This window comes from Agromyces albus (assembly GCF_004134825.1).
Taxonomy (GTDB): Bacteria; Actinomycetota; Actinomycetes; order Actinomycetales; family Microbacteriaceae; genus Agromyces; species Agromyces albus.
Genome location: NZ_SDPN01000034.1, coordinates 24,061 through 44,767 on the forward strand (window position 1 = coordinate 24,061; position 20,707 = coordinate 44,767).

Genomic DNA, 20,707 nt, shown 5'->3' on the forward strand with positions numbered 1-20,707 from the left:
GTGCGATCGCGTTCCTCTTCCCGTTCTATTACATGATCGTGGGCTCGCTGCAGGCGACTCCAGACCCGACCATCTCGGGCGCGTTCCCCGACCCGGCGAACCTCACCGGCGAGAACTACGTCGCCATCAACGAGCGCGTGAACCTCTTCCAGGGGCTCGCGAACTCCGGCATCTTCACGGGTGGCGTGATTCTCGGCACGGTCGTGTTCGGGGTGCTCGCGGGATACGCGCTCGCGGTACTCAACTGGCGGGGCCGCGGCATCACGTTCGCGATGGTGCTGCTCGTGCAGGTCGTGCCGTTCCAGCTGCTGATGATCCCGCTCTACGTGATGATCGCCCGCGACTACGGCCTCTCCGACAGCTATCTGGGGATGATCCTGCCGTTCTTCATCAACTCCACGGCGGTGCTCATCTTCCGCCAGTACTTCCTGCAGTTGCCGAAGGAGCTCTTCGACGCGGCACGGATCGATGGTGCGGGGGAGTTCCGGCTCCTCTGGACCGTGGCGCTGCCGCTCGTGCGGCCGGCGCTGCTGACCGCGGTGCTGCTCACGTTCATCGGGCCGTGGAACGAGTTCCTCTGGCCGTTCCTCATCACAAAGGAGGCGGCACTGCAACCTCTCGCAGTGTCGCTCGCCAACTTCATCTCGAACATCGCCGCATCGACGTCGAATCCCTTCGGCGCGATGATGGCCGGCGCAGTCGTGCTGGCCGGACCCGCCGTGGCGTTGTTCATCATCTTCCAGCGCTATTTCGTCTCGAACGATCTCGGCTCTGGAGTGAAAGGCTGATATGTCCATCACCACCACGACCGTTCCCTACACGCTCACCCGAATCGGGGTCGTGATGCGGCCCGAACCGGGCGAGCCCAACGAGGTCGAGGGCGTGCTCAATCCGGGGTCGGGCCGCTTGCCCGACGGCACGCTGTACCTGCTCCCCCGGCTCGTCGCCGAAGGCAACGTCTCTCGCGTCGGGCTCGCGCGAGTGGAGGTCGAGGGCGGCGTGCCGGTCGGCGTCGTGCGAGAGGGCGTGGTGCTGGAACCCGATCGCGGGTGGGAACGCGGCGCGTCCGGCGCCGGGGTCGAAGACCCGCGGGTCACGCGCATCGATGCCCTCGACTGCTGGGTCATGACGTATGTCGCCTTCGGTCCGCTCGGTCCGCGCACCGCAATCGCCGTCTCGCACGACCTGCGCGAATGGCGCCGGCTCGGGCCGGCGCTCTTCGCCTACGACGAGGCGCTCGACATGGACCTCAACCTGTTCCACAACAAGGACACGACGTTCTTCCCCGAACCGGTCACCGCGCCCGACGGCACCCGCAGCCTCGCGGTGCTGCACCGTCCGATGTGGGACCTCGGCGAGACCAAGCCCGGCGAGGGCGTTCGGCTCCCGGCCGGCATCACCGATCCCCGCCAGTCGATCTGGATCGCGTACATCCCGCTCGACGCCGCGCTCGCCGACATCCGTGCCATCACCGTGTGGCAGAAGTCGCGCCTGCTCGCCGCACCCGAGTTCGCGTTCGAGGAGCTCAAGATCGGCGGAGGCCCGCCGCCGCTTCGAGTGCCCGAGGGCTGGCTGCTCATCCACCACGGCGTCACCGGCACCATCGACAAGGCCTTCACGCAGCAGCAGAACGTCAACTACGCGGCGGGCGCGATGCTGCTCGACGCCGACGATCCGACGATCGTGCTCGCACGCACCTCCGAGCCGCTCCTCGCTCCCGAGACCGAGGAGGAGCGCAGCGGCATCGTGCCGAACGTCGTCTTCCCCACCGCGATCGAACTCATCGATGGCAAGCACTACGTGTTCTACGGCATGGCCGACTCGCAGATCGGCGTGGCGCGCCTCGACCACGTCGCCGAATGAAGGGCACATCATGACCACGGATGCCTCACGCCGCCCTCGCTGGGCGACACTCGCGCTCGGCCTCGCCGCCGCGCTCGCACTCACCGGCGGCCTCACGGCCCCCGCGCATGCGGAACCCGCCGCCCCCGAGCCGCTCGCGAACACCGCCCACCTCGACTTCCTGCTCGACACGGCGAGCCCGGCCGAGGTGCCGGGGCACACCACCTACCGTCTCGCCGAGGAGCCCGAGCTCGTGCTCCCGTGGACCTACGCGGATGCGCGCGACGGCGGCACCTTCGAGCGGGTCGGCGGCGGGCCACTCGACCCCGTCACCGGCGATTGGGGCCAGGGCGCCTACAACGCCGACGACGTCTCCCGCGCCGCCGTCGTGTACCTGCGGCACTGGCAGCAGACCGGTGACGAGGCGAGTCGCGTCAACGCGTATGAACTGCTGCGGTCGCTCGCCTACCTCCAGACCGCCGACGGCGAGCACGCCGGCAACGTCGTGTTGTGGATGCAACCCGACGGCGACCTCAACCCGAGCGCCGAGCCCGTCGAGCTGCCCGATCCCTCCGATTCCGACGCGAGCTACTGGCTCGCCCGCACCATCTGGGCCTTCGGCGAGGGGTTCGCGGCATTCGCCGACACCGACCCCGACTTCGCGGCGTTCCTCGCCGATCGCCTGGGCCTCGCTCGGGACGCTGTCGATCGCCAGGTGCTCGACCGCTACGGCGAGTACGAGATCTCCGATGGCATGAAGGTCCCGGCGTGGCTCATCGTCGACGGCGCGGATGCCACGGCCGAGGCCGTGCTCGGCCTCGCCGCCTATGTCGAGGCGGCTCCCGGCGACGAGGCCGCGCGCACCACCCTCGAGCGGCTCGCCGAGGGCATCGCCGCCATGGGCGCGGGCGACACGGAGTCGTGGCCGTACGGCGCGATCCTGCCGTGGGCGCTGTCGCGGTCGATGTGGCACGCGTGGGGGTCGCAGATGCCGGCGGCGTTGGCCGAGGCATCCGTCGCCCTCGACGATGCAGCGCTGCTCGAGCCGGCAATCGCCGACTCCACCGGGTTCACGACGACCCTGCTCACGGCCGGCGGGCCCGACAACGGCTGGTTCCCCACGCCGGCCGATCGGGTGCAGATCGCCTACGGCGCCGATTCACGAGTGCAATCGCTGCTTTCGGTGGCGGATGCCTCGGGCAGCTCTGCATTCGAGGAGCTCGCGGCGATGCAAGCGGCGTGGTTCTTCGGCGCCAACCGCGCCGGTGAGCCGATGTACGACCCCGCAACGGGAATCACCTTCGACGGCATCCAGCCCGATGGCTCGATCAACCGCAACAGCGGCGCCGAGAGCACGATCCACGGGCTGTTGACGATGATCGCGCTCGACGCCAGCCCAGAGATCGCGCAGCGGGCGACGACGGTGACGGATGTCGCGGAGCTCGACGGACTTCGCGTGATCGAAGCCGAGTCCACGACGTCGACGACCGGGTCGGTGGAGGCGCCCGCGTCGGCGTGGACGGGCGAGTCGCTCATCAGCGGCGACGTGCTCGTGCTCGATCGCGGCGAGAACGCGACGTTCGACCTCGGCACCGCCGAGGTGCCCCGCTCGGCCGAGCCCGTCGCGTGGTTGCCGGAGGGCGCCCGTGCGCGTTCGATCTGGAGTGCGGGCCGCACGCCCGCGGGTGTGCTCGACGGAAGCGGCGAGCCGCAGGGCATCAGTCCGGCGTCGGGTGTGCTGCTCCCGCGCCAGCTGCAGTCGTCGGTGCCCGGCACGAGCGCTTCGCTCACGGCCAGGGTGGAGCACGGCACGGTCACGCTCGACGCGCTCCTGGTGCGGCCTTCCGTGTCGCGACTCGTGCTCGACGGTTCGGGCGGCACGACCGAACTCGTGCACTCGACGTCGCAGCGACGGCAGCAGACCGAGGTCGGGTTCGAGGGCGCTGAATCGACCGTGCGTGTCTACGACGACCGGGGCGTGCTGCAGCGTGAGCAGGTCGTGAACGGGCGTGCGGAGGTACTGCTGCCCTCGGGTGGGTTCGCGGTGATCACGCGATAGGTGTTGTTTGCGGGGAGCGGCGTCGTCTCGTAGCGGCGTCGCTCTCGTCGTCGCTTCCTGCGAAACCTGTGACCGCTCCGAGTCCCAACCGTTTGCAGGTCCGGGCAATTCAGCGCAGTTCAGCGCGCATGAAAGGGTGGCCAATAGCTCCATGGTGTGATAGAAACTGGGAGCGCACACAGTTCACACACCCGCAGCGTTGCGGACGCCTCCGCCTCCCCGGCTGGCGCCCACGAGGCTGCCGAAGGAAGAGGGAGCAAGGATCTTGCGTCATCGCAACAGAGCACGCACAAGCAGGGCAACGCGCAGAGTAAGAACCGGCGTCGTCGCCATCGCGGCCGCGCTCGCCACCCTGGTCGCGGTGCCCGCGGGCGCGTCGGCGGCCTGGTCGGAGGAGACCGACGGTCCCGTCGAGGCTGGCATCTTCGTCGAGAAGGTCGATGGGCTGGCATCCGACTTCGTGAACGGCGTCGACGCGTCGACGGTGCTGTCGCTCGAGGAGAGCGGCGTGGTCTTCCGCGACGTCACCGGCCAGCCCGCCGACCTCTTCGACGTGCTCGCCGACAGCGGCGTGAACACTGTGCGCGTGCGCGTCTGGAACGACCCCTTCGATGCCGAAGGTCACGGCTACGGCGGCGGCAACGTCGACGTGGCGCGTGCCGTGAAGATCGGCGAACGTGCCACGGCGGCGGGCCTCAGCGTGCTCGTCGACTTCCACTACTCCGACTTCTGGGCCGATCCGGCCCGCCAGCTCGTGCCGAAGGCGTGGGCCGGCCTCTCCCCCGCCGAGACGGTCACGGCGCTGCACGACTTCACGGCCGATGCGTTGCAATCGTTCGAAGACGCGGGTGTCGACGTGAGCATGGTGCAGGTCGGCAACGAGACCAACAACGCCATCGCGGGGTACACCCGTGCGGGCCGGGCGATCGATGCGCAGTTCGCGGCGCTGCTCTCCGCCGGCAGTGCCGCCGTGCGGGAGGTGCTGCCCGACTCGCTCGTGGCGGTGCACTTCACGAACCCCGAGACATCCGGCCGCTACGCGACGTATGCCGCGGGCCTCGCGCAGTTCGGCGTCGACTACGACGTGTTCGCGAGCTCGTACTATCCGTACTGGCACGGCTCGACCGAGAACCTCACGACCGTGCTCAGCGACATCGCGACGACCTACGGCAAGCAGGTCATGGTCGCCGAGACCTCGTGGGCGCACACCCTCGAAGATGGCGACGGGCACCCCAACGTCATCGGCGCTGGCACGATCACCGACGACTATCCCGCGAGCGTGCAGGGGCAGGCGACCCAGCTGCGCGACGTCATCGCGGCGGTCGCGGCCGTGGGTGATGCCGGTATCGGCGTGTTCTATTGGGAGCCCGCGTGGCTGCCGGTCGGGCCGCCGAGCGAGCTCGACGCGAACCGGGCGCTGTGGGAGCGCGACGGCTCGGGCTGGGCGACGAGTTTCGCGAACGAGTACGACCCGGTGCACGTCGGCGAATGGTTCGGCGGTTCGGCGTGGGATAACCAGGCCCTGTTCGCGTGGGACGGCACTCCCCTCGAATCGCTGCGAACGTTCGACTACGTGCGCACGGGTGCGGTGGCACCGCGCGAGGTGGTGTCGGTCGAGAAGATCGCGCTGACGGTGACGGATGCCGCACCGGTGTCGCTGCCCACGACGATCACGGTCACCTATAACGACGGCAGCACGGAGCATCCGTCGGTCACGTGGAGCACCGCGGTCGACTGGATCCGCGGACCGGGCGTCTACGAGATCCCGGGGCAGACCTCAACCGGTCTCGACGTGGTGGCAACGGTTACCGTGCTGGCGGCGAACGTCGTGCGGAACCACAGCTTCGAGAGCGCCGACATGAGCGCGTGGTCGCTGACGGGACCCGCGGCCAGAACGCAGACCGCCGACGGGTCGGACGGCGACTTCGCCGTGACGTTCTGGAGCGGGCAGGCGTACACGACGTCGGTGTCGCAGACCCTCGCGGGCGTACCCGCTGGCACCTACACGCTGCAGGCCACGTCGCAGGGCACGGGCAGTCCCGTCGGTGACCAGCGCACGCTGTCGGCCGTGACGTCGGAGGGAAGCTGGAGCGCACCGCTGCAGTTCACGGCGTGGAACGAGTTCCACACCGCGACCCTGCCGACCGTGGTGGTCGGCGCCGACGGCATCGTCGAGGTGCGCGCGGAGTTCGCGCTCTCGGCGGGGGCTTGGGGCGTGCTCGACGACGTGCGTCTCGTTGCGGCTTCCGCGGCCGAATCGGTCGACACGTCGGCGCTCGAGTCGGCGCTCGCGGCTGCGGCATCCGTCGATCGAACGAAGTGGACGGATGCCTCGCTCGCCATGCTCGACGAAGCGGTCGCGATCGGCGAGGTCGTGCTTGCCGGCTCGCGGGCGACGCAGGACGACGCGGATGCCGCGAAGAAGCTCGTGAAGAAGGCGGTGAAGAACCTCAAGCCGCTGGGGTGATTGAGCTGACGTCGCGCGTGCTGGCCATGCCGGCCGAGCACTGAGTGGCGATGAGGGATGACTGATGGGCGATGGCCGGGAGCAGGGATGGCTTCCGGCCATCGCCTCGTCTGCGCGCCCCACCAAGAAACTTCAGCCCCGCGTGTGACCTCTTGGCGTTCGGCGACATTCCTAGAGTGAGGGGGTGCATGTGGACGAGAACGAAGGCACCGACGCCGACCTTTTGAGAAGGTTGGCGAGCGGTGATCAGAGGGCGTTGTCGATTGTGTACGATCGGCACGCCGCGGCGGTGACACGGTATGCATGGGCCATCGCCCCGAACCGGCACGACGTCGAGGAGATCGTCCAAGACACGTTCGTCACCGCGTGGCGCAAGGCGGCAGAGATCGCGATCCCGGATGCGTCGTTGCTCCCTTGGCTGCTCGTCACGTGCCGATACCTCGGCATGAATCTCGTTCGCAAGGCCGCCCGCAACCAGGCAGACGAGCTCGACGAGAACTCGACGCACCTCGCGGGCCTCTCGCGCCAGCGTCTCGACGCCGAGACAGCGCGGGAAGACCTGCGCTGGGTGCTCGACGAGATCGAACAGCTCGAACCCGTCGACCGGCAGGTGTGCGAGCTCTGTTTGATCGAAGGACTCCCCTACGCCGAGGCCGCGAAGCGCCTCGGTCTCAGCGTCGGCGCAGTGAAACAACGTGTGTCCCGTAGCCGGATCCGATTGAGGAAGGCGGTGACCCTCGATGAGAACTGAACCACCGACGGGTGATGAACTGACACGCCTGCTCGTGTCAATGAAGCGCAACGTGCTCGAGCAGGTCGCGCACGAACCGCAGTCCGCGCTCAAGCGCTCGCCGTTGACCGACCGCGTCCTCGCGGTGCTCCTCGGAGTGGCGCTGCTGCTCGGCCTCGGCGCCGGCGCTGCGTTCGCGTTCGGCATCGTGCCCTCGCCGCTCGGCGCGCCGAGCGACACCGCTCCCGATTCCACGGCGACGACGTCGCAGACACCGACGCCCGTGCCGACCCCCACGCCGACGCCATCCGAATTCGTGGTGGTTCCTGCAGACACGTGGGAGCAGCCGGCGTCTCGCTACGGGCTGGATTGCGAGTCGATGATCGACGATTCATTCGTGTCAGCCCTCTTCACCAGCGCCGTAGCGCCTGTCGACCCCATCGTCACGGCCGCTGGAGTCGGTATCGCCATCCCGCGACGCACTTCGATCCTCTCGCTCGGTGGGACGGTGTGCGAATGGTCGAACGGGGCACCCGCGAACGACCAGTACGGGGTGGGGCCGGATTATTTCGGCGTCATGGTCACGGTCGTGCCGCGACCCGTCGATGGATGGAGTGAACGCGCCGTGCGCTACGGCATGCCGCTTGATGGAAGTCACTGCAGCGAGAGCGGATGTTATGCGACGTCCGGGATCGGTGACGCCTGGGTGGCCGTCGAGGCCCATGGAGGCCAACCGAACGCGCTGAACCCCTCGGGTTGGCAGCCCCTCCTCGATGCGATCACTGAAGCTGTGAGCGCTGCAGGTCCCGCCACCGAGCCGATGGCGCCGGAGCGAACCCGTGCGCCGCTCCCAGAGGACTGCGGAGCGTTCATTTCGCTCGACACTGTGCGGTCCATCAGCTCAAAGCCCGAAGCTGAATCCTACATCGATGGCGGCGGCGGGTGGAGCGAGTGGGGCGAGGCCCGCTATCAGGCCGGCAACACCGGATGCAACTGGGGCTCCGGGGAGGACTATGTGGCGAGCGTCGACTGGGTGCGTGACGGGCGCTGGGCATACGAGCGGATGCTGGCCGCAGCCACCGCTTCGCCGCTGGAGTTGGAGGGTCTCGGCTCCCACGATGAAGCGTCCATTCGGTGCTATGAGATGCCCGACGCGTCGGCCTGCGCCGTGGATCTCGCGGTCGGTCCCGACTGGATCAACGTCAGTGGTAACGACCGGGAAACCGCGATCGCCCTCGCCGAGGCGGTACTCGCACAGCTCGCGCCGTAAACACCCGCAGCGCGGCATCCGCTGTCCATTCGGTTCTCGTCAACCTGGGGATCGACGGTCAGCGGATGCCGCGCGCGAACAGCAGCAGCGGCGTGCGCTCGGCATAGGCGCGGTACTCGTCGCCGAACGCGGCGATGAGGCGCCGCTGCTCGACGTGCGCCTTCACGACGAGCACCGCGGCGAGCAGCACCCACACGACGATGAGCTCGAGCCGCCCACGCCACAGCACCCACGCGGCCGTCGCGATGAGGAGCCCGAGGTACATCGGATTGCGCGTGAACCGGAACACGCCACCGGTGCGAAGCGGCGCACCAGGCTTCGGCGCGACCCACGGCACGAGGTCTCGTCCGAGCACCGTGGCACTGGCGATCACGAGGGCCGCTCCGATGAGCCCGAGCAGCACTGCGATCACGGTGATCCACGTCTCGCTCCAGAGCGGATCGCCCGGCAGGAGCAACAGCGCGAGGAGCATGAACTGCGCCGCCACGAGCCAGTTCGCGCGATCCGTCATCGTCGCCTCCTCGTGCCCCATCTTCCTCCGGATTCCGCATGACGCGGTCGCGAAGGCGATGCCTCCAGCGCAAGACCCTAGAACAACCGCCGCTGCGCCACGACCTCCGCACCCTCGAGCTCGAGGAGCAACTGCTTGCGCTCGAGGCCGCCCGCGTACCCCGTGAGCGAGCCGCTCGCGCCCACCACGCGGTGACACGGCACGAGGATGCTCAGCGGGTTGTGGCCCACCGCATACCCGACCCGCCGCGCCAGGTTGCGATCGCCGAGCCGCACGGCCAGCTCGCCGTAGGTGGTCGTCGCGCCGTACGGGATCTCGCGAAGCATCGCCCACACCGCCTCTTCGAATGCGTCACCGGCCGCGGCGGTCGGCAGGTCGAAGACGGTGCGGCGACCATCGAGGTACTCGGCGAGCTGCTTCCCCAGTTCCATGAAGAGGGCTTCGGATGCCGCATCCACCGCGAGCCCGATCGAATCCGCGCTCGGCGGGTGCCAGTGCCCAGGAAAGTAGATGCCCGTCAGCCCGTCGGCGTCGGCGACCACGAGCAGGTCGCCGAGCGAGGTCGGGAGCGTCGCGTGGCGCAGGGGCATGCCTCCATCCTCGCCCCGTCGCGCCGGCCTGGGGGCGCCAACGCCAGCGGGATTCGGACTTCATGGCCGCCACAGCAAGCGAGCAGCTCAGCGATCACCGCTCAGCGGGGTGGTTTCGATACGCGTCGCGCTTCGCGCGGCGCTACTCAACCACCGGGCGGCGGTGCCATCCGCCGAGTACCATCGCCGTCATGCGCATCCGCTTCACCGCCGAGATCTACGAGTGGTCGGCTCGCAGGAACTGGTTCTTCGTCGACGTGCCGCCAGAGCCGAGCGCCGACATCGCCGACCGGCCACGGATGCCGCGGGGCTTCGACTCCGTTCGCGTGACCGCGACGGTCGGCGGCACGACGTGGAACACCTCGATCTTCCCGTCGGCCGACACCTACGCGCTGCCGCTCAAGAAGGCGGTGCTGAAGGCGGAGGGCATCGGTCAGGGCGACGAGATCGCGGTCGAGCTCGACGTGCACGACGGCTGAGCCACACGCCTACCCTCGCTGGCCGGCGACCAGCTCTGCCCGATTCGCCTCGTACTTGCGCCTGCCGACGAGCCGCCAGATGAGTCGCACCGGCGGCGGCAGGTGCTCGCGCTGCCACTCGTCGCCGCCGTCGGGTTGCGCCGCGAGAATGGCCCCGAGCTGCTGGAACATCTTGCCCTTCGGCGTCGCCTTGCGACCGTGCTCGCCGAGGGCGTCGACCTCCTTCTGGGTGAGGGTCGTCTCCATGACGGGCACGACGTGCTGCTCCTCATCGGGAAGGTGCACCGCGAGTGCGGCATTGATGCCGTCGAGGGCACTGAGCACGTCCGCGGCATCCGATGACCGACCACTCGCCCGCCACGCGGGCAGTGCTGCATCGAGCGCGTCGAGGTAGATGAGCATGGCGCTGTGCTGCTCCTTCATTCGGGCGATGTGCCCGGCGCAGGAGGGGGCGCGGCCCTCGAGAGTGTCCCACAGCATGGTGTCTTCGCCCTCGTGGTGGGCGTGCAGTGAGACCGAGAGCATGTCGAGGTGGTCGCCGACGACATCGGCGTGCGCCGAGTCGCCCTCGCTGACCCCGTTGACAAGTGCGGGCCCCTCGCCGAACCCGGCCCGGAACATCCGGTGGATCTCGGCCATGCCGCTCGCGTCGCAGGTCTTCGGTGCGCCGGCCCCCCGGCCGGGCTGGTCGCCGCTCGCGGGAAGCGCGGTCGCAGGCATGTCGGCTCCGATCGTCGATGACGGGACGCTGTCGCTCGCGACGTTACGGGCTCGCGGATGCCGCGGCAAGAGCCCGGCCGACAGGCGCACGCGTTCACCGGCCAGCATGGGACCGAACTTGTTCGGGCCACCGGCCTCATGACATCGCCGAACAGGTTCCCTATGTTCTTCCTAGGGCGCGCCGGATCGGGAGGAGCGTCTCAGGTGGCTCTGCACCCTCGAGGAAGTCTTCGATGATCGCGGCCACAAGTTGCGGGCGCTCCATGACGACGGTATGTGAAGCGCCGGGCAGGACGCACAGTCGACCGGCCGGCAGCGCCTCATAGAGCGCGACCGTGTGGTGCAGACGCACAAGGTCGTCATCGCCGACGAGTACCAGGGTGGGATGCTCGAGTCGAGCGAGATCGTCGGTCGTCAGCGTCGGTTCGGTGGTGGCCATCGCCATGAATTTCTCCGCGACGACGGGGAAGTGGTCGGCGCCGTCGGGTGAGCGCTCCGCGTAACTTTCGAGCAGTCCCACGGGCGGTGCGTCGTCGTCCAGATCCAGCTCGTGAATGCCCTCGAAGTGGTAGTTGGTGCCGATGAGCACGAGCCGGTCGACGAGCTCGGGCCGGCGAAGCGCGACGAGCAGCGCCACTATGCCGCCATCGCTCCATCCCACGAGGTGGACCTTCGATGCGCCGACGTGCTCGAGCACCTTGATGGCGTGCGTGGCCATGTCGTCGTAGTGGAACGGCTCCTCGGTATCGGCGGTGTAGCCGTGGCCGCGACGGTCGAAGCCGATGACGCGGAAGTTGTGCTCGAAGCTCGATCCGATCAGATCGAAGAGCACGTCGCTGTTGCTGAGGCCGCCATGAAGGAGGACGACGATGTTCTCACCGCTTCCACGAGTCTCGGTCCAGGTGTCCAGTCCGTCGATGTCGATGTATGCCACCGCTTCATCTCCCTCGTTGGGTCGCTATATCCGGTGGAGGATGGGGCGAGCCGTGGTCTGCTTGCGGTCTTCACGGTCGGTCGTGTCGCTCATGCCGACCTCCTCGGTCGATGCGTTCAGGGTAGTTCGCGCGCCGCGCTGCCGCACCGGGTTGCCAAAGCGGATGGTCGGCGAGGTCGTGCACGGAACCATCTGCACCCCGCAACGCCGGCCCGCGAGCGGGCCTCGGTTTGCGACACTGCGCTGATCACTGGTCCTCGAGCCACACCTGGGGGCAACATGGGTACGCGAGCCGTTCGTCGGGTCGCAGACATGGCGCTCGAGGGGGTTGGCATGACGGATGTCACGAGCCGCCGCCCGTCGACGGTGGCGATGCGCACCATCCGCATCGTGAACCTCATCGCGCTCGCGCTCATCGTCGGGCTCGGGATCGCGTTCATCGTCGCGTCGGGCCCGCTGCTCGAGCTCGGCCTGATGGCTGCGTGGTGTGTGGTCTCGTCGCTGTACGCGATCGCGTGGATGTCGATCATCGGCTGGTCGTCGCGCCTCGAATGGCGCGGCATCGAGACGACCGTTCCGCCGCGCGCGCCGAGCCGTGGCGTCGCCCTCATTACGACGATCGCCGCAAGCCTGATCGGCGTCTCGGCCGCGAGCGAGTTGCTCCTGCTGCACAGCGATCCCGTGGTCGGCAGCGCGATCGACATCGTGGGCGTCTGGGCGATGGTGCTCGCGTGGGGGTTCCTGCACTGGGGCTTCGCGCAGATCTACTTCCGGCTGTACCACCGCGAGCGCCCCGGCATCGCTGGCGGCCGCGAGGCTGATGTGCCCGCGATGCGCTTCCCGAAGACTCCGACCCCGAGGCTCGTCGACTTCGTCTACGTCGCGTTCCAGATCGGCACGAGCTTCACCGCGAACGACGTCGAGACCACCACCCGCGTGCGCTGGACCGTGACTTGGCACTCCGTGCTCAGCTTCTTCTTCAACGGCTTCATCATCGTGCTCGCGCTGAACACGATCAGCGGGGGTCGATGAGCGGATGCCTCGGGGCGGGTGTGTGAAGCGCTGAGGCATGCGATGACGTCGTTCGGTCGTCGGTTCCCCGTTCCACAGGGCGGACCGCCGGGTGTGGTTTCGATACGCGTCGGGCTGCGCCCGACGCTACTCAACCACCGTGGTGCTCAGGCTGCCGGCCTTCGGTCGTGCTGGTCGGCGAGCCGGGTCGGGGATTTCGTGACGGGGCGCCAGCCGCCGCCGGGATCGAGCCACGCCGGCGGGCGGATCTGCGGTACGCCGCGAAGCATCCGGATGCCCCAACCTGACGTGTCGATGCTGCGGTGATGGAACCAGCACAACAGCACCCCGTTGTCGGGATGAGTGGGACCGCCGTCGACATCAGGAATGACGTGGTGGATCTCGCACCAGGCGGCAGCGACCGAGCACCCGGGGATGAGGCATCCGCCGTCACGCAGCGTGATCGCACGACGCTGGTGCGGGGTGAAGCAGCGCTCGGGGGAGCCGAGGGCGATGATGCGGCCATCGTCGTCGAAGACCACCTTCTGCGTGCCACCGGTGCACATCATGTGCCGGACCGCGCGGAGCGAAATCGGGACCTCGACGCCGTCGGCGTGCGCGACACCACGCCCCGACTCGATGTCGGAAGCCCTGACACTGACGAGCACCGTCGGTGCGGCGCCGCCGATCATCGGATGCTCGCCCGAGCGCGCCGCGGTGTCGATCGCGGCAGCGAGCACGTCGTGACGTTGCTGATCGGCCGTGCGGGTCTCACCGAACTCGGCGATGCGCGAGCGTTCCTCATCGGTCATGAAACCGCCGCCCGAACGCGGCGCAAGATGCGCGTCGAAGAGCCGCGTGAGCTTCGCCGCGACCTCGGGCATCAACTCACCCGTCACCGGGATCAACCCGTCGCGGGCCCGCCCGAGCCGGAACCCTCGGCGGCGCATCGCCCGCTCATCGTCGGGCTCGCGACCATCTTGGTCGAGGAACACCGACCACGCCTGCGCCTGCACCCGCAACTCATCAGCAGTGCACCGCACCGCCCCACCGTCACCGCCACCGCTCGCCTCGGCGACAAGGGCCTGCTCGGCGGTCGCCAACGCGACCGGGTCGGCGACGGTACGGGTGCGGTCGAGCTCGCGGATGATCGTGCACGCCGCATCCGCACCCAACTCCCCTGCAGCGAGCGCGGCCGCGACCAGCGGAAACACCGCCTCGATCGGCTCGCCCGTGAACCCGGAGCGTGCCCGCGTGGCCGACCCCAGCGCGATGCGCCGACGCGCCTCGAAGCCCGACGCCTGCGTCACCCGCTCGACCAGCTCGGCAGCCGACCGGCACCCCTTGCGCGCCGACAGGCGCTGCTCACCGAGCTCAACCCGAGACCGCTCGGCGATCTCACCCGCGAACGCCGCACGATGCGCGTCGACGAGCCGGCCGAGCGCCTCGAGCTCACCCATCGTGACGAGCAGCTCATCGTCGGACCACAGCCGCGCATCACCGAACGCGAGCACGCCAGCAAGCGTCGAGCGGAGCTGCTCGAGCGCTTCACGGGTGCCGGTCATGGGTCTATTCTTCCGGGCCCCACTGACATTCGAACGCCCCGAAAATGGCTGGTCAGCCTGTGGATTTAGGCACCAAACGAGAACCTGTTGAGGACAAGTGCGCCCCGCGACATCCGACTCCGTCAACCCCACGCCGCGCGGCGGCAGCTGTGCTTACCATGGCCCCGACGCCGCCTGAACAGACGCACGCCCGAACCCGACCGAACGGAGCATCCGATGACCGTTGCACGTGACATCATGACGCCCGATCCGACCTGTGTGAAGGAGGACCAGACGCTCGTCGAAGCCGCCAGGCTGCTGCGCGACCTCGACGTGGGAGCGCTGCCCATCTGCGGCAACGACAACCGACTGAAGGGCATGCTCACCGACCGCGACATCGTCGTGAAGTGCATCGCCGACGGCGGCGACCCGAGCACCGTCACCGCAGGCAGTCTCGGCGAAGGCAAGCCCGTGACGATCGGTGCCGAAGACGACATCCTCAAGGCAATGGAGCTGATGCAGAAGCACCAGATCCGTCGCCTGCCGGTGATCGACGACCACAACCTCGTGGGCATCATCAGCCAGGCCGATATCGCGCTGTCGCTGTCGGCCACCGCGACCGGAGAGACCGTGGCGGAGATCTCCGAGAAGTGATCACCGCACGACGACATGCTCGAGCACCTTGGTGGCGTGCGTGGCCATGTCGTCGTAGTGGAACGGCTCCTCGGTATCGGCGGTGTAGCCCTGCCCGCGACACGCTGCCGGGATCAGCCGGCGGGCGATGCCGGCCGCCTCAGCCCGTGCAGCAGGGCGAGGATGTCGGCCGCGGCACGCTGGAGATCGAAGTCGGGATCGGCGAGATGTTCCGCGACCACGCCATCGATGGCTCCGCCGAGGATGACCGCGAGATTGCGCGCGTCGGCATCGTCGGGGTAGACGCCCGCACGCCGGGCATCGTCGATGAGGCGGGCCGGGGCCGCCCACCTCACCGCGGCATCCGTCGCTCGCACCACTCCGATGTCGTTGGACTCGTCGCGCGCCTCGACGATCATGCGCACCTCTGTCGGATGCGCCGACATGTAGCCGACGAGCGCGGTCACGTAGGCGTCCACCTTCCCGGCGGCATCAGGGGCGCTGCTCACGCTCTCGGCCACCGACTCCGTCAGCGATTCGATCACCCTGTCGTACGCCGCGCGGATCACGGCGTCCTTCGACTCGAAGTGGTAGATGACCGCCGCCTTGCTGATACCGGCGGCGTCGGCGATGCGCTGAAGGGAGCAACCACGGTAGCCGTACCGGGCCACCAGGTCGATCGTGACGCTGACGAGCTGCGAGCGCCGAGCCTCCTCGGTGAAGGTCGCGGGGCGACCGGAGGCCGCTCGCTCGCTTCTCGGGATCGTCGGCATGCCTCTACCTTGCCACGCGGGTCGTGCGAGCTCGGTGCGAAGCCTGCGCGTACGTCCTCATTCGCCCGTCGCCGCCAGGAACGACGCGACGTCGTCGGCGATCCGCTCGGGGTACTCGCCATTGATCGCGTGCGACGCGTCTTCGTAAACGAGCACGGTCCCGTCGTGCAGCGTCCGGTCGGCGAACTCGGCCGCCGCCGCTGAGTCGTGCATGACCGACTTCCCGGCCATGATGACGAGTACCGGCATCCGTACGTCAGCGACCGCCGATTCCGCGAAGCGGGCCGGTGCCGGCAGCTTCAGGGCGTAATGCTGCATGCCCGATTCGATCATCGCGGCGATCGGCGAATCGTCGACGGGGGCCCCGCCGGCCGTCCAGCTGTTGAAGTCGTCGCGCCACGACTTCGGGAACCATGCCACCGAGGCCGGGATGGAACGGACGACCGCCTCAGGCGCGATATCGGCGAAGGTCACTGCCGGATCCAGCAGCGTGACGCTGGTCACCTTTTCGGGCTGGTGGATAGCAAGGTTCATCGCCGTCCAGCCGCCGATCGAGACGCCGAGCAGATTCACCTCTCGGTCCGGCAGCTCAGCGATCGCCTCGTGGAGCCACTGCGCCTGCTCGGCATCGTTCTCGATCGGTCGGTCCTGGATGCTGGCGCCGGGCTCCCCGAGAAGGTCGAGCGTGTAGACGGTGCGCAGCTGCTGCAGCTCGGGAATGTTGTCGGCCCACATCGGCGACCCCGACGCGCGGCCGGGCAGCAGCACCAGCGGTGCCGCGTCGGGGTTCGCCCCGTCGAAGCGATAGAAGCGGACGACCCCGAAGTCGGTGCGCACGTCTAGAGTCGCATCAGGGGTCGGCATCTCTTCCATGGCGGCGTCGTATGCGGCCGCGAACGCATCGTGGCTCTCGGCCGAACGGAAGTGGCCGATCGGCGAGGTGTCGCGAATGGCGAGACCGGCGACGGCCAGCAGCGCCACGACGCTCGCCACGATGAGCAGCGCGCGCCGGCGCCGACGTCGGCGCCGAGTCCCTCCCTCCGATGCAGTCGGCTGCGAGGTCATTCCCTCGCGGTCCGCTCGACCGTCGCCTCCTCGGATGCCGCGCTCCTGTGGAGTACTCGATTCCGCTGGAACTCGCATGTCTGTTCGCCTCCCGTCTGGCGCGCGAACACCCGGTGTGTCCGCTCACTAACCATGTGGTTCGTTAACTTACCACGTGGTTAGTCGATGCACTCGGACGACATGGTGCACTACGTCGCGGATCGATTCGAGGTCCGCGCCGGCGGGCAGGCGTGCGGCCGACTCCGGTCGGTGGGCGCTGACGAGGAGGTCCGGCGGCGGGTGGGACCAGCCGCGGTCTGCTTGGCGCTACCTTCGGGTGAGGAGGCCGCCTGAAACCCGGTGCTCCCGCTCTTACCTCACGACTCGACCGAACCTTTCATCACCTACGACCCGGCATACCACTCAGTGGCGACGGAGGGAAGAGGATGTCTGCGATCAGCAGCACCTCGGTACGCTGAGCTCAGAACCAGACCAGAGAGGGTGGTGAGTTCCATGGATGCGACGAAGCACTGGAGCATCACCGTCGACATCGACGAGCAAGAGGACACCACGCTGGCACAGGTCAGCCTGCGCACGCCCGCAGGTCAGGATGTGACCGGCGTCGGCCAGGCACAGCGCAACCCGCACGATCCGAGCGTGCCCGAGATCGGCGACGAACTCGCAGTCGCGCGCGCTCTGCGCAACCTCGCCGAGCGACTGCTGCACACAACCGAGAGAGACATCAAGGGCGCCACTGGCGAGTCGGCGCACCTGCACCGCTAGGGCAGCGGATGCCGCGCCCCGCGATCCCCGGTTGACGTACCCGCGCCGCCGCGACGAGGCTGGCACCATGGCTGACTCCACCCCTGAGAACTGGCGCCGCGTCGACGACTACCTCGCCGCGACCCTGCTCGACGACGACACGGCCTTGGCCGTTGCACGTTCCGATTCCTTCGACGCGGGTCTTCCCGCGATCGAGGTCACGCCACTCGCCGGCAAGCTCCTGCATCTGCTCGCACGGATGACGCGGGCTCGCAACGTGCTCGAGGTGGGCACGCTCGGCGGCTACTCGACGATCTGGCTCGCCCGCGGCATCCCCCGCGATGGCCGCGTGGTGACGCTCGAGCTCGAGCAGCGCCATGCCGACGTGGCCCGCGCCAACCTCGAGCGAGCGGGAGTGTCCGAGCAGGTCGAGATCATCGTCGGGCGCGCCGCCGACACCCTGCCGCGGATCGCCGAGCGCGGGTACGAGCCCTTCGACCTCGTGTTCATCGATGCCGACAAGGAGTCGAACTCCATCTACATCGACTGGGCGATCCGCCTGGGGCATCCGGGCACCGTCATCGTCGTCGACAACATCGGCCGCGGGGGCGAGGTCGCCGACCCGAGCACCGACGACCCGATGGTGATCGGCACCCGACGTGCGCTCGAGCTCCTGGGCAGCGACCCGCGGGTGGACGCCACCGCACTGCAGACCGTCGGGGCGAAGGGGTGGGACGGGATCGCGATCGCGACCGTGCTGTAGCAGACCGTGGTGCAGCACTAGTCCCCATCGAGCGCGCCCGGGTACAGCTCGTCGAGCAGCCCGAGCGCGATGTCGACGAGCACCTCCTCGAGCTCGCGCTGCAAGGTCTCCTCGCCCTCACCCCGCTGGCCCCAGATCACCGCGAGCCGATCGTGCTCGGCGACCACCGCCTCCACCACCATCGGTCGCCAGAACGGCGGATACTCCCCCTTGCGCCAAGCTCCGCGGCCGCGTCCGTAGTGCGCCACGGCCAGGTACCGCAGCAGCGCCGAGGTCACGAGCCCGTCGAGGAACGCCTCCTCCCAGCGCAGGGTCGAGTCGCTCCGACCGCGCACCGCGTTGATGCCGCGCGCGATGCTGCCGCCGCCGAGCACACCGAGGATCGCGCCGGCGATCATTCCGGCCCCGAACGTGAGACCACCCGCCGCGAGGTCGGCGCCGAGTCCGGTCAGCGCACCCGACACGACGCCCGACAACATGGCCGTGCGGGTCTCGTCGAGCGGAGCGTCGATGTGCAGGTCGTCGGCCACTCGCTCGAGCACCTCGTCGGCGGCTCGCCCTTCGAGCCGGTGGATCGCGATGAGCCGTTCCGTGCTCTCGCGCAGGTCGGCCTGCAGTCGCCCAGCCATCTGCTCCGCGGCATCCGCTCGGGCCCGTGATCGCTCGGGGCTCGGCAGGCCGAGGGAGCCGCCGACCCGCTGCGCGAGCGGTTCCTCGGGCAGCGTCGTCTGGTCGACGGCGGCACGCGCGATCGGCCCTGCGAGCGCGGCCATTGCGGCGTCGAACTCGCCCATCCGGAGGTCGCGCCAGGCGGCCGACAAACGGGCGAAGGCCGGCCGCGAGGCATCCGGAACCAGCGGATCGATCGCCGCGAACAGCGTGAACTCCTGCACCCAGCAGCGCGCGAACGCGTCGAGCGCGAGCACGCCCCGCACGGGTGTGGAGTCGCCGAGCGCGGCGCGCCACCGTGCGACATCCGCCTCCTCGACCGCACGCTCGCGCGGAGGGCCGGTCTGGTTGAGCAGCACGAGCACGGGCTTGCCGATCCACTCGAGCACCTCGAGCTCGGGGGCGAGGTAGCCGGCGTCGGCGGGCGCCTCGGCCGCGTTCACGAGGTAGAGCACCACGTCGGCCTGCTCGGCGACGTTGCGCACCGCGAGCTGGCTGAGCCACAGCGAGCGGTCCTGGTAGCGATCCCACACCTGCGACGTGAACCAGCCGATGGGGTTACCGGTCTGCCGCAGCCGGCGCACGAGTCGCACGCTGTCGCCGAAGCCGGGGGTGTCCCACAGCGTGAGCAGGTCGCCCTCGCTCGTCTGCACGAGCGGGAACGGCGTCGACTCGGCGGTGACGTGCGGGGCGTCGCGCACCTCGCCGACGTCGCGCCCGAGCAGCGTGCGCGCGAGCGTCGTCTTGCCAGCGTTCGTGTGCGAGATGAGCGAGAGCGAGACGGCGCCGGCATCGAGACCGGGCACCTCCGGCAGCCCCGGCGGCCCCGGCGGTCGAGTAGGCAGCGAAGCAGCCGTATCGAGACCCCGCCCCCGATCAAGCCCGTCGGATGCCCCTTGCTCGCTCATGACCGCCTCGCATCTGGCGTGGCGTCGCCATCATGTGCGGATGCTGCAGCGGCGAGCTCCGCCTCGGCCGCGGCCAGGTCGGGGTCGATGAGATCGACGAACACCGAAACGCTCCCGTGCGCCTCGAGCAGCTCGCGCCACGCCGCGCGGCGTTCGTCGCGTCGCCGGGCGTCATCGCCCCATCGCGCGAGGAACGCCGACTCGTCGACGAGCGCGACGGTGGTTCCGGATGCCGCGGCACGGCGCCGATCGTCGCCACCGCCGAGCGCCGTGAGGAACGCCCCATGCGCGTCATCCTCGGGCGTGGCCGTGAGGCCGAACAGCGGCACGCGGATCTCGCCAGCGTCGCTGAAGCCCGTGCCCGCGGCATCCGTCACCGAACTCTGCTCGAAGTCGTCGCCCCACGCGACGGGCGCGTCAATCGCCGCAACCGCGTTGCCGTACGCCCGCGCAAGGATCGCTTCGAGCCCCGCCCGCGCCTCGGGCGTGAGGGTGTAGCTGTAGGGGATCACGCGCACGCGCGCCGGCTCACCCACCCACGCCGCGACGAGCCGGCGATAGTACGGCTCGTCGAGCGGCAGCACCACGCGCTTCGCCCGGCGCCGCTCGACGAGCCCCGCGACGAGCGCGAGCACGAGCCGCGGCACGATGACGACGGCGGCGACCGTGGCCGCCATGAGGTGCATCCACAGCGCGGCGTTCTCGCTCGCGGGCGCCCGGATCGCCTCGATCGCGGCAATGTCGGGCACCGGGATGCCGGTGACCCACGATCCCGGCGCGAGCGTCACGGCGAGCAGGGCGTGCACCTGCTCGGCTCCGAGGAACGTGCTCTCCCACGACGCACGGTACTCGAACGCGAGCCCGCGCAGGTAGAGGCCGGCGATCACGCCGAGCGCGGTCGCCGCCGCAGCGAGGTGCAGCACGCGAGCGGCGCGCGCTCCGTAGAGCGGTGCGGCGACGCGCGCCCAGTCGCGGGGGAGCGCGGCGAGCACGGTGCG

General features: G+C 69.2%; 20 protein-coding genes. 11 read left to right on the plus strand and 9 right to left on the minus strand.

What is annotated here, in order from left to right; translation table 11 throughout:
• Window positions 1-32: 32 nt before the first annotated feature.
• The 6 genes from ESP51_RS15285 (at window position 33) to ESP51_RS15310 (ending at window position 8,368) form a co-directional block, all read left to right on the plus strand.
• Complete coding sequence (locus tag ESP51_RS15285; protein ID WP_129521777.1) at window positions 33-788, plus strand: carbohydrate ABC transporter permease; 756 nt, start codon at window positions 33-35, stop codon at window positions 786-788.
• Window position 789: 1 nt separating this feature from the next.
• Window positions 790-1,863 (plus strand): glycoside hydrolase family 130 protein, encoded by a 1,074-nt coding sequence (locus ESP51_RS15290; RefSeq protein WP_129521755.1) that lies wholly within the window; start codon window positions 790-792, stop codon window positions 1,861-1,863.
• Window positions 1,864-1,873: 10 nt separating this feature from the next.
• Entirely contained in the window at window positions 1,874-3,901 is a 2,028-nt protein-coding gene (locus tag ESP51_RS15295) for a hypothetical protein (protein ID WP_129521756.1), read from the plus strand.
• A 265-nt stretch (window positions 3,902-4,166) separates the two neighbouring features.
• Window positions 4,167-6,368, plus strand: coding sequence for a glycosyl hydrolase 53 family protein (locus ESP51_RS15300; RefSeq protein ID WP_206737325.1), 2,202 nt, complete (start codon window positions 4,167-4,169; stop codon window positions 6,366-6,368).
• Window positions 6,369-6,558: 190 nt separating this feature from the next.
• Window positions 6,559-7,119, plus strand: coding sequence for an RNA polymerase sigma factor (locus ESP51_RS15305; RefSeq protein WP_129521757.1), 561 nt, complete (start codon window positions 6,559-6,561; stop codon window positions 7,117-7,119).
• The gene (locus tag ESP51_RS15310) at window positions 7,109-8,368 is read left to right on the plus strand and encodes a hypothetical protein (protein ID WP_129521758.1); all 1,260 of its coding nucleotides are present in this window, start codon (window positions 7,109-7,111) and stop codon (window positions 8,366-8,368) included. Before ESP51_RS15305 ends, ESP51_RS15310 begins: the two co-directional genes overlap by 11 nt.
• Before the next feature lie 58 nt (window positions 8,369-8,426).
• On the opposite strand, the gene ESP51_RS15315 is transcribed toward ESP51_RS15310, so the two are convergent.
• On the minus strand, window positions 8,427-8,879 hold the full coding sequence (locus tag ESP51_RS15315) for a methyltransferase family protein (protein WP_164990545.1): 453 nt from the start codon (window positions 8,877-8,879) through the stop codon (window positions 8,427-8,429).
• Window positions 8,880-8,956: 77 nt separating this feature from the next.
• Complete coding sequence (locus ESP51_RS15320) at window positions 8,957-9,469, minus strand: methylated-DNA--[protein]-cysteine S-methyltransferase (protein WP_129521760.1); 513 nt, start codon at window positions 9,467-9,469, stop codon at window positions 8,957-8,959.
• Window positions 9,470-9,660: 191 nt separating this feature from the next.
• Between ESP51_RS15320 and ESP51_RS15325 the strand changes: the two genes are divergently transcribed.
• The gene (locus tag ESP51_RS15325) at window positions 9,661-9,948 is read left to right on the plus strand and encodes a DUF1905 domain-containing protein (RefSeq protein ID WP_129521761.1); all 288 of its coding nucleotides are present in this window, start codon (window positions 9,661-9,663) and stop codon (window positions 9,946-9,948) included.
• Between the two features lie 9 nt (window positions 9,949-9,957).
• Here the strand turns inward: ESP51_RS15325 and ESP51_RS15330 are convergent, their stop codons facing one another.
• Window positions 9,958-10,668, minus strand: a complete 711-nt coding sequence (locus ESP51_RS15330; RefSeq protein ID WP_129521762.1) for a hemerythrin domain-containing protein — start codon at window positions 10,666-10,668, stop codon at window positions 9,958-9,960.
• A 160-nt stretch (window positions 10,669-10,828) separates the two neighbouring features.
• Window positions 10,829-11,602, minus strand: a complete 774-nt coding sequence (locus tag ESP51_RS15335) for an alpha/beta fold hydrolase (protein ID WP_129521763.1) — start codon at window positions 11,600-11,602, stop codon at window positions 10,829-10,831.
• A gap of 333 nt (window positions 11,603-11,935) precedes the next feature.
• On the opposite strand from ESP51_RS15335, the gene ESP51_RS20675 reads away from it, so the two are divergent.
• Entirely contained in the window at window positions 11,936-12,634 is a 699-nt protein-coding gene (locus ESP51_RS20675; protein ID WP_164990546.1) for a DUF1345 domain-containing protein, read from the plus strand.
• A gap of 146 nt (window positions 12,635-12,780) precedes the next feature.
• On the opposite strand, the gene ESP51_RS15345 is transcribed toward ESP51_RS20675, so the two are convergent.
• Entirely contained in the window at window positions 12,781-14,178 is a 1,398-nt protein-coding gene (locus ESP51_RS15345) for an HNH endonuclease signature motif containing protein (protein WP_129521765.1), read from the minus strand.
• 216 nt (window positions 14,179-14,394) lie between these two features.
• On the opposite strand from ESP51_RS15345, the gene ESP51_RS15350 reads away from it, so the two are divergent.
• Window positions 14,395-14,811 carry a CBS domain-containing protein gene (locus tag ESP51_RS15350; protein ID WP_129521766.1) on the plus strand — a complete coding sequence of 139 codons (417 nt, stop codon included), beginning with the start codon at window positions 14,395-14,397 and terminating at the stop codon, window positions 14,809-14,811.
• A gap of 113 nt (window positions 14,812-14,924) precedes the next feature.
• Here ESP51_RS15350 and ESP51_RS15355 read toward each other — a convergent pair whose 3' ends face one another.
• Both ESP51_RS15355 and ESP51_RS15360 read right to left on the minus strand, forming a co-directional pair.
• A complete protein-coding gene (locus tag ESP51_RS15355; protein ID WP_129521767.1) occupies window positions 14,925-15,563 on the minus strand; it encodes a TetR/AcrR family transcriptional regulator in 639 nt (212 codons plus the stop codon).
• A gap of 57 nt (window positions 15,564-15,620) precedes the next feature.
• Window positions 15,621-16,331 (minus strand): alpha/beta fold hydrolase, encoded by a 711-nt coding sequence (locus ESP51_RS15360; RefSeq protein WP_241843198.1) that lies wholly within the window; start codon window positions 16,329-16,331, stop codon window positions 15,621-15,623.
• 789 nt (window positions 16,332-17,120) lie between these two features.
• On the opposite strand from ESP51_RS15360, the gene ESP51_RS15365 reads away from it, so the two are divergent.
• A complete protein-coding gene (locus ESP51_RS15365; protein ID WP_129521769.1) occupies window positions 17,121-17,390 on the plus strand; it encodes a DUF1876 domain-containing protein in 270 nt (89 codons plus the stop codon).
• A gap of 67 nt (window positions 17,391-17,457) precedes the next feature.
• The gene (locus ESP51_RS15370; protein ID WP_129521770.1) at window positions 17,458-18,132 is read left to right on the plus strand and encodes an O-methyltransferase; all 675 of its coding nucleotides are present in this window, start codon (window positions 17,458-17,460) and stop codon (window positions 18,130-18,132) included.
• A gap of 17 nt (window positions 18,133-18,149) precedes the next feature.
• Here the strand turns inward: ESP51_RS15370 and ESP51_RS15375 are convergent, their stop codons facing one another.
• Window positions 18,150-19,709, minus strand: a complete 1,560-nt coding sequence (locus ESP51_RS15375; RefSeq protein WP_129521771.1) for a DUF3482 domain-containing protein — start codon at window positions 19,707-19,709, stop codon at window positions 18,150-18,152.
• A partial coding sequence (locus ESP51_RS15380) for a DUF2868 domain-containing protein (RefSeq protein WP_129521772.1) occupies window positions 19,706-20,707 on the minus strand: 1,002 nt, incomplete at its 5' end. The genes ESP51_RS15380 and ESP51_RS15375, both read right to left, overlap by 4 nt.